Source organism: Candidatus Marimicrobium litorale, assembly GCF_026262645.1.
Taxonomy (GTDB): Bacteria; Pseudomonadota; Gammaproteobacteria; order Pseudomonadales; family Halieaceae; genus Marimicrobium; species Marimicrobium litorale.
On the sequence record NZ_SHNO01000001.1, the window covers coordinates 951,060 to 966,168 of the forward strand.

Annotated in this window: 14 protein-coding genes; all 14 read right to left on the reverse strand. The window is 56.4% G+C overall.

The genetic code is table 11. From position 1 onward, the window contains the following. Positions 1–65 precede the first annotated feature (65 nt). Positions 66–659, reverse strand: coding sequence for a transglycosylase SLT domain-containing protein (locus EYC82_RS04375; RefSeq protein ID WP_279250652.1), 594 nt, complete (start codon positions 657–659; stop codon positions 66–68). A gap of 14 nt (positions 660–673) precedes the next feature. After that, positions 674–2,707, reverse strand: a complete 2,034-nt coding sequence (ligA, locus tag EYC82_RS04380; RefSeq protein ID WP_279248325.1) for an NAD-dependent DNA ligase LigA — start codon at positions 2,705–2,707, stop codon at positions 674–676. 11 nt (positions 2,708–2,718) lie between these two features. Continuing rightward, positions 2,719–3,564 carry a cell division protein ZipA gene (gene zipA, locus EYC82_RS04385; protein WP_279248326.1) on the reverse strand — a complete coding sequence of 282 codons (846 nt, stop codon included), beginning with the start codon at positions 3,562–3,564 and terminating at the stop codon, positions 2,719–2,721. 27 nt (positions 3,565–3,591) lie between these two features. Further along, entirely contained in the window at positions 3,592–7,089 is a 3,498-nt protein-coding gene (gene smc, locus EYC82_RS04390; protein ID WP_279248327.1) for a chromosome segregation protein SMC, read from the reverse strand. Positions 7,090–7,271: 182 nt separating this feature from the next. Further along, complete coding sequence (gene ccmI / locus EYC82_RS04395) at positions 7,272–8,477, reverse strand: c-type cytochrome biogenesis protein CcmI (protein ID WP_279248328.1); 1,206 nt, start codon at positions 8,475–8,477, stop codon at positions 7,272–7,274. Then, positions 8,474–8,947, reverse strand: coding sequence for a cytochrome c-type biogenesis protein (locus tag EYC82_RS04400; protein WP_341475050.1), 474 nt, complete (start codon positions 8,945–8,947; stop codon positions 8,474–8,476). The genes ccmI and EYC82_RS04400 overlap by 4 nt, the downstream gene beginning before the upstream one ends. Then, a complete protein-coding gene (locus EYC82_RS04405) occupies positions 8,947–9,486 on the reverse strand; it encodes a DsbE family thiol:disulfide interchange protein (RefSeq protein WP_279248329.1) in 540 nt (179 codons plus the stop codon). The genes EYC82_RS04400 and EYC82_RS04405 overlap by 1 nt, the downstream gene beginning before the upstream one ends. Then, positions 9,476–11,437: a heme lyase CcmF/NrfE family subunit gene (locus tag EYC82_RS04410; protein WP_279248330.1), complete on the reverse strand. Its 1,962-nt coding sequence runs from the start codon at positions 11,435–11,437 to the stop codon at positions 9,476–9,478. Before EYC82_RS04410 ends, EYC82_RS04405 begins: the two co-directional genes overlap by 11 nt. Further along, complete coding sequence (gene ccmE, locus EYC82_RS04415; protein WP_279248331.1) at positions 11,434–11,883, reverse strand: cytochrome c maturation protein CcmE; 450 nt, start codon at positions 11,881–11,883, stop codon at positions 11,434–11,436. The genes EYC82_RS04410 and ccmE overlap by 4 nt, the downstream gene beginning before the upstream one ends. Continuing rightward, entirely contained in the window at positions 11,883–12,083 is a 201-nt protein-coding gene (ccmD, locus tag EYC82_RS04420; protein WP_279248332.1) for a heme exporter protein CcmD, read from the reverse strand. Before ccmD ends, ccmE begins: the two co-directional genes overlap by 1 nt. Then, the gene (locus tag EYC82_RS04425) at positions 12,083–12,829 is read right to left on the reverse strand and encodes a heme ABC transporter permease (protein WP_279248333.1); all 747 of its coding nucleotides are present in this window, start codon (positions 12,827–12,829) and stop codon (positions 12,083–12,085) included. The genes ccmD and EYC82_RS04425 overlap by 1 nt, the downstream gene beginning before the upstream one ends. Positions 12,830–12,891: 62 nt before the next feature. Beyond that, on the reverse strand, positions 12,892–13,578 hold the full coding sequence (gene ccmB / locus EYC82_RS04430) for a heme exporter protein CcmB (protein ID WP_479722992.1): 687 nt from the start codon (positions 13,576–13,578) through the stop codon (positions 12,892–12,894). Beyond that, on the reverse strand, positions 13,575–14,192 hold the full coding sequence (gene ccmA, locus EYC82_RS04435) for a cytochrome c biogenesis heme-transporting ATPase CcmA (RefSeq protein WP_279248334.1): 618 nt from the start codon (positions 14,190–14,192) through the stop codon (positions 13,575–13,577). The genes ccmB and ccmA overlap by 4 nt, the downstream gene beginning before the upstream one ends. Next, the gene (ttcA, locus tag EYC82_RS04440; RefSeq protein WP_279248335.1) at positions 14,189–15,034 is read right to left on the reverse strand and encodes a tRNA 2-thiocytidine(32) synthetase TtcA; all 846 of its coding nucleotides are present in this window, start codon (positions 15,032–15,034) and stop codon (positions 14,189–14,191) included. The genes ccmA and ttcA overlap by 4 nt, the downstream gene beginning before the upstream one ends. Positions 15,035–15,109 lie beyond the last annotated feature (75 nt).

The following is a 15,109-nucleotide window of genomic DNA, read 5'->3' on the forward strand; positions in this document are numbered from 1 at the left end:
TCCGACACTTAGGCAATGATAATGCAACGGGTATCCCATCCTGAACCAGACTTTCCTCGCCACATCTAAAACCAGTCAAAAAAACCACCACTCTGCAGATCTTCCTCGCAAAAAGTGAGCTGGGCCTGATAACTCTCAGCTCTGGACTGCACTTTTCGGGCCACACCCATAAGCCAGGCTTTACTTTTGTAGGTTGAGCGGTTGTAGCCTCCATGCCCCTCGTGGTACGCGAGATAAAGCCCGTATGTATCCTGTGGTGATATGCCACTACGCCTCACGGACTGGTAGTTGTACCAACCAATAAAATCCACCGCATCGGAAAAGTCATCGCGATCAGCCCCAAAGCGCCCGGCATCTTTCTTATAATCACTCCACGTTCCCGTTTTGGCCTGTGGGTAGCCGTAGGCATTCGAGAGTCGTGGCCCGGGAATGAAGCCCAAAAGTTTCTTCCGCGGTGGCCTCGCATCCGCCTGAAACCGCGATTCCTGATGCATGATCGCCATCATCACGGGAATGGGGCTGCCCCATTCCTCGCTCGCATCTGCCGCATCGTCGTACCACTCATCCTTCTCTTCAAAAATTGCACAAATATTATTCACATCCCGCGGCGGCGACGTCGTACAGCCCGTCAACAAAAGCCCTAAAAGCAACAATGTCATGCCGCGCAAAAACGTCACAGGAGAATGCCATGCGACGCGAACACAGCCAGCAGTGCAGTCTCGTCGATGATCTTAACACCCAGCTCCTGAGCCTTTATCAGTTTAGAACCGGCTCCCGGCCCGGCTACAATGCAATCTGTTTTTGCGGAGACACTGCCCGCGACTTTGGCACCAATAGCAAGCAAGTGTGCTTTGGCCTCTGTGCGTGACAGCTGCTCGAGTTTCCCGGTTACCACCCAAGTCTGCCCCGACAGGGGCTGCATAGACGATCGAGCCTTCTCTACATCGGGCCAGCTGACCCCGGCACTGCGCAGCTGCGCCACTACGTCCATGCTCGACAAAGAATCGAAAAACTGTCGCACGTGATCCGCAACGACAGGCCCCACATCGTCTACATCCAACAATTGATCCTCGGAAGCGGAAACCAGCGCCTCCCAACTGCCAAAATGCAACGCTAAACTTCTGGCAGTCGCCTCACCGACTTCTCGAATACCCAGGGCAAAGATGAAACGAGAAAGTGCTGTGCGCTTGCTCGCTTCGACTGCCTGTAGAATGTTATCAGCAGATTTCTCTCCCATGCGCTCAAGCCCCTGCAGCACCTCACGTGAGAGCGTGTAAAGCCCGGCAACATTCTCAACCAGCCCCTCGTCCACCAATTGCTCTACCAGCTTGTCACCCAGACCATCGACATCCATTGCACGCCTGGACACATAGTGCTTGATAGCGGCTTTCTGCTGAGCAGCACAGACAAGGCCACCGACACATCGCCAAACCGCCTCACCGTCCTCACGCTCCAGCTTCGAATCGCAAACGGGGCAACGGATCGGAAACGTCACCGCGCGAGCATTAGGCGGGCGCCGATCCAAAACCACGGACGCCACCTGCGGAATCACGTCACCAGCCCGACGTACGATAACCGTGTCACCGATGCACAGACCCAGGCGCTCAATCTCATCGCCGTTATGCAACGTTGCATTGCTCACAGTCACACCGCCAACGAATACCGGCTCTAATCGCGCCACTGGCGTGATCGCACCTGTGCGGCCCACCTGGAACTCAACGTCGAGCACAGCAGTCAGCTCTTCCTGTGCCGGAAACTTGCGCGCAACAGCCCAGCGCGGCGCGCGGGAAACAAAACCCAACCGCGCCTGCAATTCGAGCTTGTTGACCTTGAATACGATACCGTCGATGTCATAAGCAAGGCGGTCACGCCTCTCGGCCATTTGTTGGTAATAATCATCGCAGGCGCCAATACCCCTGACCACCACAGACTCCGGGTTAACCTTGAGGCCCCAGCTGCGGAGTCGCTCCAAAACGTCTGCGTGTCGTTCAGGGAGCTCGCCGCCCTCGACTCTCCCGACGCTGTAGCAGCACATATCCAGCGGCCGAGATGCAGTTACTCGTGGGTCGAGCTGACGCAAACTACCCGCGGCGGCATTGCGCGGATTAACAAATGGCCTACCTCCCTGCTCTCGAGCGGCGCGATTCAACGCCTCGAAGCCCTCACGTGGCATATAAATCTCCCCACGTACCTCCAACACCGCGGGCACACCATCTCCCCGCAGACGCAATGGAATCGCATGAATAGTGCGTACGTTGTGTGTGATGTCCTCGCCGGTCGCTCCGTCACCCCGTGTGGCTGCGCGCTCCAGACAACCATTGTTGTAAAGCAGGCTAACCGCTATCCCATCCAACTTGGGCTCACAGGCAAACTCCAGTTCAATATCGCTCTGTTCGAGTCGCTCCAATACGCGCCGATTGAACGCCAACATATCGCTCTGGTCAAAGGCATTTTCGAGGGAGAGCATCGGCACTTCATGGGCGACTTGCGTAAATTGCTCGAGCGCCTGCCCACCCACGCGCTGCGAGGGAGAATCGTTTGTCTGACATTCGGGGTGCTGCTCTTCCAGACTCAGCAGGCGCTGCATCGCCCTATCGTACTCGGCGTCCGGTACCGATGGCTGATCGAGCACGTAATATTGGTGGTTCCAGGCATCCAGCTGCTCTCGAAGAGACTCTACTTCCTGCAGTGTATCCGCGGAGGACATGGACTCGACTCTTAGCGGGCCCTGGCCAGTTGACGCCGTTCCAACTCGCGAATTTGCTGCCGTGAGTGTTCGATAGTCTGCTGGGTCAGGACACTGCGGGACTCATCCAGTACATCTGCTTTGAGGTTGCGCGCCACCGCCTGAGCGGTTTCGAGCATGTAGTCGAACGCCTTCATCATGTCCTCCGGTCCGGGCAGCGTCAGAAAGAAAACGAGACCCGGGGTGGCTAAATCAGACATATTGTCGATATCGAAAACCCCCGGCTGCATCATGTTGGCGACACTGAACTGTATTGCCCCGCGGCCCGCTTCGAATTCGGAGCGGTGAAAAAAGCTCATGTCGCCAAAGCGAAGATCACAGGCTAATAATATCTGCAGAATATCATCGCCTTTCAAGCCGGTTTTCTCACGCGCCAGAACATTGAGCATAAACACCTCGGGCGCCACTTCTCCCCGGGGTAACCTCCCTGCGCTCCCGCGGCTAGCCTTTTCGGCTTCACCCCCCGTGGATGCTCCCTCAAGACGATCAATATCGTCTGGCGCCTCGCCGGAAGGCCCCGAGGCCGTCATGCCAGAAATGAGGGTTTCGCTGCTTTCACCACCCACGTCAGACCCGCCGCCAAACCGCACTCTCTCTAAAATATCCCCGCGGTCTACTATTCGTCCGCCCCCGTTGGGCAGCTCTGCAAACAAGCCAATATCTACCTCTCTCTCCGAGGGCAATTCTTCTGGATCTACCAGCTTCATGCGTACCTGGGCTTTTCTCTCCCGGCTCACCCTCCGCCAGGCATCCAACAAAACGGCCAATATCAGGACAACGCCAAATATGACCATCAAATCTCGTACTGTAAATTCCATGTGTCCCGTTACGCCTCGCCAAACACCCTAACTCGCGGCCAAGGCCGCTGCTTCGTCGACATCGACCGACACGAGGCGAGAAACGCCGGGCTCGTGCATAGTGACGCCCATCAGTTGGTCGGCGAACTCCATCGTTATCTTGTTATGAGTAATGTAGATGAACTGCACCTTGTCTGACATCTCTTTCACGAGGCGAACATAGCGGCCGGTATTCGCATCATCCAACGGCGCGTCAACCTCGTCCAGAATACAAAACGGCGCTGGATTGAGCTGAAAAATGGAAAATACCAGCGCTATCGCTGTCAGCGCTTTCTCACCGCCGGACAAGAGATGGATGGTAGCGTTCTTCTTCCCCGGAGGGCGCGCCATAATCGTAATGCCCGTATCGAGAAGATCATCTCCTGTCATCTCCAGATACGCACTACCCCCGCCGAATACACGAGGAAACAGTTCACCCAAACCGGAGTTCACCTTCTCAAAGGTTTCACGGAAACGATTGCGCGTCTCTTTGTCGATCTTGCGGATGGCCGATTCGAGCGTCTGCAGTGCTGTCACCAAATCTTCATTTTGAGCGTCGAGATAGTTTTTTCTCTCTGACTGCAGGGTGTATTCGTCAATTGCCGCAAGGTTGATCGGGCCGAGACGAGTGATACGATTGACCAACTTTTCCAACGCCTGCTGCCAGTCTGCCTCGTTAGCGTCTTCCGGCATACCCTTAAGAACGTCTTCGAGAACCTGCTCCTCCTCGGCGAGCTGCTTAGTAATGCCATTTCGTTCCACCTGCAGCGTTTGATCCTCAATGCGCTTCTTCTCCAGCTCACTGCGCACGACTCCGGCCCTCTGCTCAATCGCCGCTCTCTCCTGCTCCGCGTCGCGCATCTTCTGCTCAACCTCAACGACGAGTTCTCTGGCGGCACTCAACTCGCCCTCGGCCTCTAGCCGCAGCGCTAGTTGCTGTTCAAGCGCCTCGTTAAGACCAGGCAGCGGCTCATCGTTTTCCTTGCGTCCATCTACCAGCGTTTCCTTTCGCTCACGCAGAATGGTTACCTGACGATCAAAGCGCTCTATCGATTCCTTGATTGCGTTTATCTGTGTATCGAGTGACTGATGACGCATAGCCACCTCATGAGCGCCATCTTTATCGCTCCGTGCCTTATGGCGCGCGACTTCGAGGGCCTCTCGCACTTCATCGCGGCTCGACATCAATCTCTCCCGACGCTGCGAGTCGGCCTCCATACTCTCAATAGAGTCTGCCAAGGTGCTCCGTGCCTCGGCGATCGCTTTCTGCTCCTGAGTGAACTGTGACTGTGCCTCCGTCATCTCGGTGGCAATGCGATCGCTGCGAAGCTTAATTTGCTCGGTTTTCGCCTGATGAGCCGACACTCGCGCGCTCAGGTCAGCATGTTCGCGCGTAGCGGTCTGCAGGGCACTCTGGCAGCTCTGCCGCTGGGCCTCCAACTGCGTAAGGCGTTCATCCGCGGAGTGTAATGCAGCGGAAAGCTCAGTCTCCCTCGTCTCCTGCTGCTCAAGATCCGCTCCGAGTGAGTCAAGCTCTTCCTGTCGACGAATAACACCGGCATCACCGTCTGACAATCGCGCCACGCGCAGCCAGTTTTTACCGATCCAAATACCTTCCGGCGTAATAATAGACTCGTCATCAGCCAGTGATGCGCGCTGACCAAGGGCCTGCCCGAGGTCTTCAGCGGTCCTGATGCCCGCCAATAATGCATCTGCCCGTCCATCACTTTGCACCCGACATGCCAGATAGCCGGGTTTCGCCGGCACTCCCTCGGCTGCGTCCAACAACATCAACTGCCCTTGTTGAAGGGTTTCCAGCTGGCCTTTCAACGCACTGATATCGTCAACACAAACAGCCTGCAGATAGTCACCCAGCACGGTTTCAACCGCCAACTGCCAACCCTCGTCTACCCGCATGAGATCCAGCAGCCGTGTATTGTCATCGAGTTGCCGCGCTTCCAACCAGTCCGCGACACCCTGGTCACCGTCTTCTCGCGCCGCCTGTTGCAAAGCTTCGAGCGACGCACTGCGCCCCCGCATCTGCTGCAAGGCCGAGCGCACCTGATTGAGCTCTGCCGCCAGAGAATTACTTTCTTCCCGACATTCTGCCAGTGAAGACACGATAGCCCCTGATTGTTCTTCCTGATCCGCCATGGCCTTTTCCACCGCGCTCAACTCATCACTCAGACCATTGCTATCATCGCTACCTGGTATCGTATCAAGGGTCTGCTTTTCCGCCCCCAACAATTCCATGCGCTCCTGCAAGCGCTGTAATACCTGCTCCAGATGCTGGATACGCGACTGCTGGACCTCTGCCTGCTGTCGAGGCTCTGCCGCGTTCTGGTTAAACTCGTCCCACTGATGCTGCCATTTGTGCATGGCCTCTTCCGATTCCAGCAGGGCTTTCGATGAATCCTTCTCAACGCCCTCAAGACGCTGCATATCCGGGCGTATAGATACAATATCCTGCTCCCAGCGCGTCAGCTTTTCGCGGTCCTCACCGAGGTGGTCCTCCGCCTCTTCAAGGTTTGTGCCCGTTTCTGCAAGGTCTTCCTGCAGCTGTCGAGCACGCTCCTGATGATGCTTGATCGTCTGCTCGATACGCGCGACCTCCGAGCCCAGCGAGTAAAAATTTGCCTGCACCTTGTTGAAGGCATCGGTGCGGTCCGCCTGCGCAACGCGGTGCTGTTCAATTTGTGTATCCACGCTCTGATGTTCAGAGTGAATTGATTCGAGCTTCACCTCCAGGTCGCCTACGGAATGCGCTGCTACCTTGATCTTCTTATCAAGCGCCTCACACTGCAGTGCTAGCAGTTGCGCTTTCAGTTCACGCTCTTCGCTTTTCAGATCGGTGTATTTTTCGGCTGCCTGCGCCTGGCGCTGCAAGTGTTGCAATTGCCTTTCCAGCTCATCGCGCAAATCCGTAAGACGCTCCAGGTTCTCCTTGGTGCGACGCATCCGACTCTCGGTTTCCTTGCGCCGTTCCTTGTACTTTGATATCCCGGCCGCCTCTTCGATAAAAACGCGCAACTCTTCGGGCTTCGACTCGATCAGGCGGCTGATCATGCCCTGCTCTATGATGGCGTAACTTCGAGGACCCAGACCCGTTCCAAGGAAGATATCGGTGATGTCGCGACGGCGACATCGCGTACCGTTGAGGTAGTATTCAGACTGGCCCTCGCGCACGACCTGGCGCTTGGTCGATATCTCGGAATAACTGGCAAACTCTCCACCGACCCGTCCCTCGCTATTATCGAATACCAACTCTATCGATGCCTGGCCGACCGGCTGGCGGTTAACCGAGCCGTTAAAGATGACGTCCGACATGGACTCACCGCGCAGGTTTTTGGCTGAACTTTCGCCCATGACCCAGCGCACCGCGTCAATAATGTTGGATTTCCCGCAGCCATTGGGACCTACGACTGCACACATATTGCTCGGAAAGTTCACCGACGTCGGATCGACGAATGACTTGAACCCCGCTAGCTTAATCGACTTTAGTCTCATATTGCTTTAAGAATCCGCCCTAAGTTAATGTTTTTTATATATTTTTGACGAAATGAGCACGTATTGATCTCAACAGCAACACACAACATCTAGTGTATAGACTTTAATCTAACAACACTATGCTTGAAAAGTGGAATTATGGGTTTTCACTGTCACGCGCCCGATTGGCGCGCAGGAACCGCTTATTGAACGTCGCTTGGCCGCAGCAAAACCTCTATCGGCTCACCCTCGGCAGACGGAGTGACACCCACTACCTCCCCCAGCCAGCGAGCGCTGCTTTCTCCGGGACGGCCGTCGGCTGACACCTGCACGGCTACGATGACCTCGCCGGTCCGGGATAGCTTCTGGCCGGCCATGGAATGGCGATCGTCAAGCCTGACCGTCAGGGGCAGTGTAATGCCCTGCAAGCGCTGTACCGCGATCGGCATTCGGCTCCCTGATGACGCGCTTCGTGCAAGTATGAACACGGTGTCAGAGGGCGCAATCGTTACGCCCTCCGGTGCGGTCACCCTTACCGTTATCCCGGTTGCGGCCGGATCGGCTTGCCTGTCCCGCTCCGCAGCGGATTCGCCCGCTTCCTCCCCGAGTGCCAGTCGAGCTGCATCCAGCACCGAACGAATCATGTTGGCATTTTCCGATCCGGGCGTTTCCATCGCCAGCAGGCGCTCCCAGTAGCCGATGGCCGCGGCGTAGTCGCCCTGTTCGTAAAGCGCCATGCCCAGCATCCCCAGTGCAGTGCGCTGCTGAGGATCGACGGCAAGCGCCTGCTCAGCGCGCAGTCTCGCCTCGTCAGTCAGGGTTCGACCTGCCGCGAAAAACTCTGCCTGTGCTGAATAGGCAAGTATCTGCGCGTCCTCAGGGACCTCTCTAAGCATCTGACGGTAGTTTTCCCGCGCGCGATCGTATTCCTGCTGGCCAATGTAATAACGGCCCAGCAGGGACAGATAATGCAGGTTATTCGGGCGTTTTATGCTGCGTTGCTCGACGTCGGTGATGAGTTGCCGCATCTCGGAGGGTGAAGAGGACGCACCGATACCTTGCAGGCGCTGGGCCAGCTCCACATCGGCAGCAGCGCCAAGCTCGTAATACAACAACCCAGCACCCAGGCCGACCAGCGGCAGTAAAAACCACACCGAAAAGGCGGTCGTAGCAGCGAGAGCGGGGCGCTCCTCATCATGCCTGTGCTCGTCCTCCAACAGGCGCAGGCGCGCATCTTCGAGCAACACACTCTCACCCTGCGACTCCAACTCCTGCTTGCGCTGCCGATACCATGCCAGGTTTGCCGCGTCGAGTTCTGCCTCGGTACTCCCGGAACGACGCCTAGGAAACAGGAAAAAAACACCACTGAAGACAACCAGCCCTGCACACGCCAGTATAAAAGTCGTCAAGATTCCCGCTCCGCTTTCTCGAGCAGTTGATCAAGTCGCGCCCGCTCGTCAGGCCCTAGCGCCGCTGATGCTTTGCCCGTGCCTTTGCGAGAGCGCAGAACAAGCAACATGATCACCATACCGGCCAGCAATAACAGCCCAGGCGCCGCCCACAGCAGGAGGGAAACACCGCCAAACCGAGGCCTGTAGCGCACAAACTCACCATAGCGTGCGACCATATAGTCCAGAATCTCTCCGTCCGACGCCCCGGCCTGCAACTGTTGGTGGAGCAGCTTGCGTAAATCCTGTGATATCGGTGCATTGGAGTCGGCTATATTCTGGTTCTGGCACTTGGGGCAACGCAGCTCCTGGCTCAGCCTATAATAGCGCTGCTCTAGCTCAGGGGCATCGAACTGGTAAGTCTCGATAACAGTCCAGGCCGACGGTGCCGCACACAACATCACCACCAACGCAAGGCGCATCCACATCATCAGGGTTGCGCCTCCCCGCCCAAGCTCAGGTAAAGCGGCTCCAATGTGGACCGCCACGCGCGCTCGTCCACCACACCCACGTGACGATAGCGGATAACACCCTGTGCATCGATCAGATAGGTTTCCGGTGCACCATAAACACCAAGATCCAATCCCAGCGAACCCTCGCGATCGACAATATTAAACCGGTAGGGGTCACCCAGTTGCTGCAACCAGCGCTGCGCCGCTGCATCCTCGTCCTTGTAATTCAGCCCGTATATCGGCACACCCCGCGCAGCCAGCTGCAGAAGATAGGGATGCTCAACCCGACAAGAGGGACACCAGGTCGCCCAGACATTGAGCAGGCCGACACGCCCTGCCAGGTTTCCTGCCGACAGTCTTTCATACGCGCCAAGCTTTGGTAGGTCAAACGCGGGAAAGGGATGATCAATCAGCGCAGAGGGCATCTCTCTTGGATCCAGCGAGAGACCCCTGAAAAGAAACAGTGCCAACACGGTAAATAGTATCAGCGGCAAGAAAAGCTTGAGCCTATGACCCATGCGCCAATGCCCTGCTGGAAACAGCGTCGCGCTGACGACGGTACCGCTTGTCCGCAGCCGCGGTTATGGCGCCGACAGCCATGAATATTGCGCCAAGCCACATCCAGCGGACCAGCGGCTTATAATGCAGGCGCATCGCCCAGGCGCCCTCTTCACCGACTGGCTCACCCATCGCGACATAGAGATCCCGCATCAACCCTGCATCAATCGCGGCCTCTGTCATGACCTGCCCCGACGCCGTGTAGCGTCTTTTTTGTGGATTCAGCCGCGCAACAAGCCGCCCTTCACTGTAGACCTCGAAGCGAGCCTCGTCGGCGACAAAATTGGGGCCGCTTACACGCGCTACCTCAACAAAGCGGAACTCGTAGTCTGCCAGTGTGCGACTGTCACCTGGCGACATCTTGAGATCGTGCTCCTGTGAATACTGACTGGTTGCCACAACCCCCACCACACAAATCGCGAAACCCAGATGCGCAATCACCATACCGAGGTACGAGGGCGTCAAGCGACGAATGCCCCTTGCACGCCCGCCCATGCGGCGCCAACAGTCCTGAGCCAGCCCTATGGCAAGCCAGGCGGCGAGCAAGACCGCGAGGGCGACCCAAATATTGTAAGGGGCATGCAGGAACGGCAGTGTCACACCGCAGAGGAGCGCAACCAGAGCAGGTATACCCAATTCGGTACGCCAGCGCGCCAGTGTGTCGCCCTTCCAGCGCGATACCGGCCCCATGCCCATGAAGGGCATCAACAGCGCCATAAGCGGGACAAAAACGGCATTAAAATAAGGCGGCCCCACTGACACTTTTCCCTGCCCCAATGCATCGACAATAAGCGGGAACAACGTGCCAAACAACACAGTGAGGGTCGTTACCAGGAATATAACGTTATTGAGCAGCAGCAAGCTCTCCCGTGATACCCAGGCAAAACTCAACCGGCTGCTGACAGCCGGCGCCCTGAAAGCATACAAAGTCAGTGAGCCGCCCACCACCAGCGCAAGAAAGACAAGAATGAACATGCCACGAGCGGGATCGGTTGCAAATGCGTGTACCGAGGTGAGAACACCCGAACGCACCAGGAAAGTGCCCAACAAACTGAGCGCAAAGGCAAAGATTGCAAGCAGCACAGTCCAGCTCTTGAACAGGCCACGCTTTTCCGTTGCCGCGAGCGAGTGTATCAATGCTGTACCAGCCAGCCAGGGCATGAAGGACGCATTTTCGACCGGGTCCCAAAACCACCAACCTCCCCAGCCTAACTCGTAGTAGGCCCACCAGCTGCCGAGCATAATGCCAAGACTCAGAAAACCCCAGGCAATGTTCGTCCAGGGCCTGGACCAGCGCGCCCAGGAGGCATCGAGGCGGCCGCCCCACAGCGCTGCGATTGCGAAAGCAAAGGCCACGGAAAAACCAACGTAACCCATATACAGCAGCGGCGGATGTATAATCAAGCCGGGGTCTTGCAATAGCGGATTAAGGTCGCTGCCATCCAATGGCGACAGCGGTAGAAGGCGAGCAAACGGGTTCGAGGTAAAAAGGGTAAACGACAGGAACCCTATAGCAATAGCGCCCATCACAGATAACACGCGAGACAGCATCAACAGTGGCAGCTGTGGACTGAAAACTGCCACCGCTGAGGTCCACATTGCGAGTATCAACGCCCACAGCAGCAGAGATCCCTCGTGATTGCCCCACACCGCAGAAAATTTGTACATTGCTGGCAGCAGACTGTTGCTGTGCGAGGCCACCAGAGCAACAGAAAAATCATCCTGCAGGAAAGCGGTGCTCAGACAGGCAAAACTGATGGCCACGAACACGAACTGCCCCACTGCAAGCCCAGGGGCGAGCGCCATGACAACCGCATTTCCGCGCCATACGCCCCAAGCCGGCAGTGCGACGAGCAACACTGCGAGGCACAGCGCGATGATAAGGGCGAAGTGGCCCACTTCAGGAATCATCGGGTCTGCCCCTTCTTGTCATATCCGGATTTTTCCAGTGCCTCGGCCACCTCCGGCGGCATATAGTTTTCATCGTGCTTTGCCAGCACTTCATTCGCTTGCAGCACCCCGTTCTCATCAAGCTTGCCCGCGGCAACAGCCCCCTGACCCTCGCCGAAGAGGTCAGGCAAAATACCTGCATACACCACCGGAACCTGCGCTTCATAATCGGTTAACGTAAAGGTGACTTCCAGACTGTCCTGACTTCGCTGCACACTGTCCTCCAGCACCATCCCACCCACCCGGATAGACTGACCTATAGGCGCCCCGCCAGCAGCCACTTCCGCAGGAGGAAAAAATAAATTGATATTGCCTCGCAAGGCGTAAGTCACCAAAGCTGCCGCGACACTGGAAAATACGACCAGAAATAGAACGAGGATCAGTCGCTGCCTGCGCACAGGATGCATTAGCGAGGCCCCTCCCGGTTAGCATGACCACTTTCCTGCCGAGCCAGCTCAGTGGCAACCCGGTGTAACAATCGCCGTCGGCGCAATGTGGGCAGCAGCAGTATCGCGCTGACAATCAACAGCGTCACAAGGTAGGCGACCCACACGAAACTACCGTGGCCATCCATAGACAGGGCCGATTGCACACTATCGAAATACATCAGTGCGCCCCATCCTGCTCAACCAGCTTGCGGACCCAGGCGGTGCGAGACTCTCGCTGCAATAGCTCCGCGCGCATATTCATCAGCAGACAACAGGTAAAGAGCGCATAAAACGCGCCGATCATGAGCAGTAACGGATACAGCATGCTGCTGTCAATGGCGGACTCCCCGGAAAACTTAATGGACGCCGGCTGATGGAGGCTGTACCACCAGTCAACCGATTTATAAATGATCGGAATATTAACCATACCAACGAGAGACAATATCGCACACGCTCTCCCAGCGGCCACTTTATTGTCAAAGGCCTCATAAAGCGCGACCACGCCCAAATAGAGAAACAACAGTATCAACATAGACGTAATTCTGGCGTCCCATTCCCACCAGGTACCCCACGTGGGCTTACCCCAGAGAGCACCCGTAAATAATGCGATGAAGGTCAGTGCCGCTCCGATAGGCGCAGCCGCTTTCATCGCAACATCGGCCATTTTCATACGCCAGATCAGGCTAACAGCGCCTGCGATTGCCATCACATAGTAGCCAGCTAGCGCGACAACCGCAGACGGCACGTGAATATAAATAATGCGATAACTGTTTCCCTGACGAAAATCGGGTGAAGTGAACAATAGACCCCAGGCTGCGCCCGCTAACAATGCCATGATCGTGATGGGCAACAACCAGCGCACGATAGTACCTGCGATACCATACAACCACGGAGGGGAGCCTAACTTATGAAAAAAAGACCACATAGCAGTGTGATTATACAGTCCCTTGTGTGCCGCACCAATGCGGGAAACCAATGGGCGCGGATTCAGGCATCGATGCTAATGCGCAAACCGGCAGCGGTCGCCAGCGGGCCTAACGCAACAGCCAGCGACAGCATAGCGCCCAGCAGGGCCAAAAATGGTCCCGCAGGGGCCCCTGACACTGCGGCCTGCACCGCCGCAGTGCCGAAAATAAGCACCGGGATGTAAAGCGGAAGAATCAGCAGTGAAATGAGCATTCCACCGCGTTTCAGCCCGACAGTTAACGCTGCGCCAATACCACCCACCAGGCTGAGCACCGCAGTACCCAACGCCAGACTGGCCATCAATGTACCCACAGCCGCCGCCGGCAAGTTCAACATCAAAGCGAAGACTGGCGATACGAGTGCCAACAGCAACCCTGTTACCATCCAATGTGCGCACAGGTAAGCAAGAACTGACAGATAAAGCGGTTGTGGTGCCAACAGCAACTGCTCAAGGCTGCCATCGTCGAAATCGCTGCGAAATACGCTGTCAGAGGTGAGCAGACTGGACAGTAGAGCAATAATCCACAGAGCGCCCGGCGCAATTATGGCGAGCTGTTCGCTGGCCGGACCGATACCGAGAGGAAACATCGCCACAACGATAGCGAAAAATACCAAAGGATTGCCTATTTCGATGGGGCGGCGAATCGCCAGAGACACCTGTCGCCGCAACAACATCAAACAAAACTGCAATGTTGTCGGTGTACTCACGATATCCGCGCGCCATCGAGAGACAGGTGATGGACAGCATGGTCGACCTGCAATGGCTGATGAGATGTCACAACAACCGCGCCGCCATGCGCTACGTGCGTTCCAATCCTGTCCTGCAACTCACTCACCCCGACTGCATCGATGGCAGTAAAGGGTTCGTCCAGCAACCACAGCCGTGTATCGCTGAGAAAAAGTCGAGCGAGGTTCACCCGCCGTTGCTGTCCCGCTGATAGTGCATGGCTAGGCGTATCTTCAAAGCCGCAGAGGCCCACACGTTGCAGCGCCTGTTCGATTTGCTGATTCGCAAAAGCACACCCACCACTGACGTGCCAAGACAGGTTTTCCCGTGCACTGAGCAAGCCTTTTACCGCCGCCTGGTGCCCGACATACAAGGGGGCTTCGGCCCGGCTGACCAACCCATCGAAGCCGTAACGAGACAGGCCGGCAAGAATGCGCAAGAGACTGGTCTTACCCGCTCCATTGCCACCCTCAAGCTGCCATAACTCTCCAGCCCGGATAGCGAAGGAGAGGGATTCAAACAATACTCTTCCGCCACGCACCAGACCGAGACCTGTAACCTCTACCAGTGACTCTCCAACGGCACTGTCTGTCATGGGACAGTGACCGCCGAAACAACGGGAATATGCAGCCTGTCATCACGCTCGACACGCAGGTTATCGAAGTCGAACAAATGACGGTCACCCAGCTGAGAGGGAGACACATTGCACAGACTGCGAAAAATCGTTTCGGTACGCCCCGGATATTCTCGCTCCCAGCCCGCGAGCATTTTTTTCACTTGCTTACGCTGCAAATTCTCCTGGGATCCACACAAGTTGCAGGGAATAATGGGGAATTCCTTATACTGCGCCAGACGCGACAGGTCGGACTCGCGGCAGTAGGCCAACGGCCGAATAACCACATTCTTCTTATCATCACTCAGCAATTTTGGCGGCATCGCCTTTAACTTTCCGGCGAAAAACATATTCAGAAACAGGGTTTCGACAATGTCATCCCGATGATGACCCAAGGCGATGCGGGTCGCACCAATCTGCTCAGCGAAGCCATACAAATTGCCCCGCCGCAGACGGGAACAAAGCCCGCAAGTGGTCTTACCCTCCGGCACGACCTCTTTGACAATGCTGTAGGTATCCTTTTCCAGCACGTAGAACGGGATATTCAAGCGCGACAGGTACGCGGGTAACACCTCTTCTGGAAATCCTGGCTGCTTCTGATCGAGATTGACGGCAACTAGCTCAAAATCCACAGGGGCGCTGCGCTGCAAGCTGATGAGGATATCCAGCATGGCGTAGGAGTCTTTACCTCCTGACACACACACCATCACCTTGTCACCCTGCTCGATCATGCTGTAATCGACGATGGCATTACCTGCGTGGCGCCTCAGGCGTTTTTGCAGCTTGTTGTATTCGAGTTTATCCCGGCGGGAAAGGTCGCGCACGTTGATGGCCGTTAGTGCTTGATTTGCCGAGCATTTTACAAGTCAGGCGGGTGTCGCGTCCAGTGCTGCGAGGCA

What these genes read in the sequence shown, in the direction of transcription:
- EYC82_RS04375 (WP_279250652.1), bottom strand. Translation starts at nt 659, where the DNA reads ATGACATTGTTGCTTTTAGGGCTTTTGTTGACGGGCTGTACGACGTCG.
- ligA (WP_279248325.1), bottom strand. Translation starts at nt 2,707, where the DNA reads ATGTCCTCCGCGGATACACTGCAGGAAGTAGAGTCTCTTCGAGAGCAG.
- zipA (WP_279248326.1), bottom strand. Translation starts at nt 3,564, where the DNA reads ATGGAATTTACAGTACGAGATTTGATGGTCATATTTGGCGTTGTCCTG.
- smc (WP_279248327.1), bottom strand. Translation starts at nt 7,089, where the DNA reads ATGAGACTAAAGTCGATTAAGCTAGCGGGGTTCAAGTCATTCGTCGAT.
- EYC82_RS04400 (WP_341475050.1), bottom strand. Translation starts at nt 8,947, where the DNA reads ATGATGTGGATGCGCCTTGCGTTGGTGGTGATGTTGTGTGCGGCACCG.
- EYC82_RS04405 (WP_279248329.1), bottom strand. Translation starts at nt 9,486, where the DNA reads ATGGGTCATAGGCTCAAGCTTTTCTTGCCGCTGATACTATTTACCGTG.
- EYC82_RS04410 (WP_279248330.1), bottom strand. Translation starts at nt 11,437, where the DNA reads ATGATTCCTGAAGTGGGCCACTTCGCCCTTATCATCGCGCTGTGCCTC.
- ccmE (WP_279248331.1), bottom strand. Translation starts at nt 11,883, where the DNA reads ATGCATCCTGTGCGCAGGCAGCGACTGATCCTCGTTCTATTTCTGGTC.
- ccmD (WP_279248332.1), bottom strand. Translation starts at nt 12,083, where the DNA reads ATGTATTTCGATAGTGTGCAATCGGCCCTGTCTATGGATGGCCACGGT.
- EYC82_RS04425 (WP_279248333.1), bottom strand. Translation starts at nt 12,829, where the DNA reads ATGTGGTCTTTTTTTCATAAGTTAGGCTCCCCTCCGTGGTTGTATGGT.
- ccmA (WP_279248334.1), bottom strand. Translation starts at nt 14,192, where the DNA reads ATGACAGACAGTGCCGTTGGAGAGTCACTGGTAGAGGTTACAGGTCTC.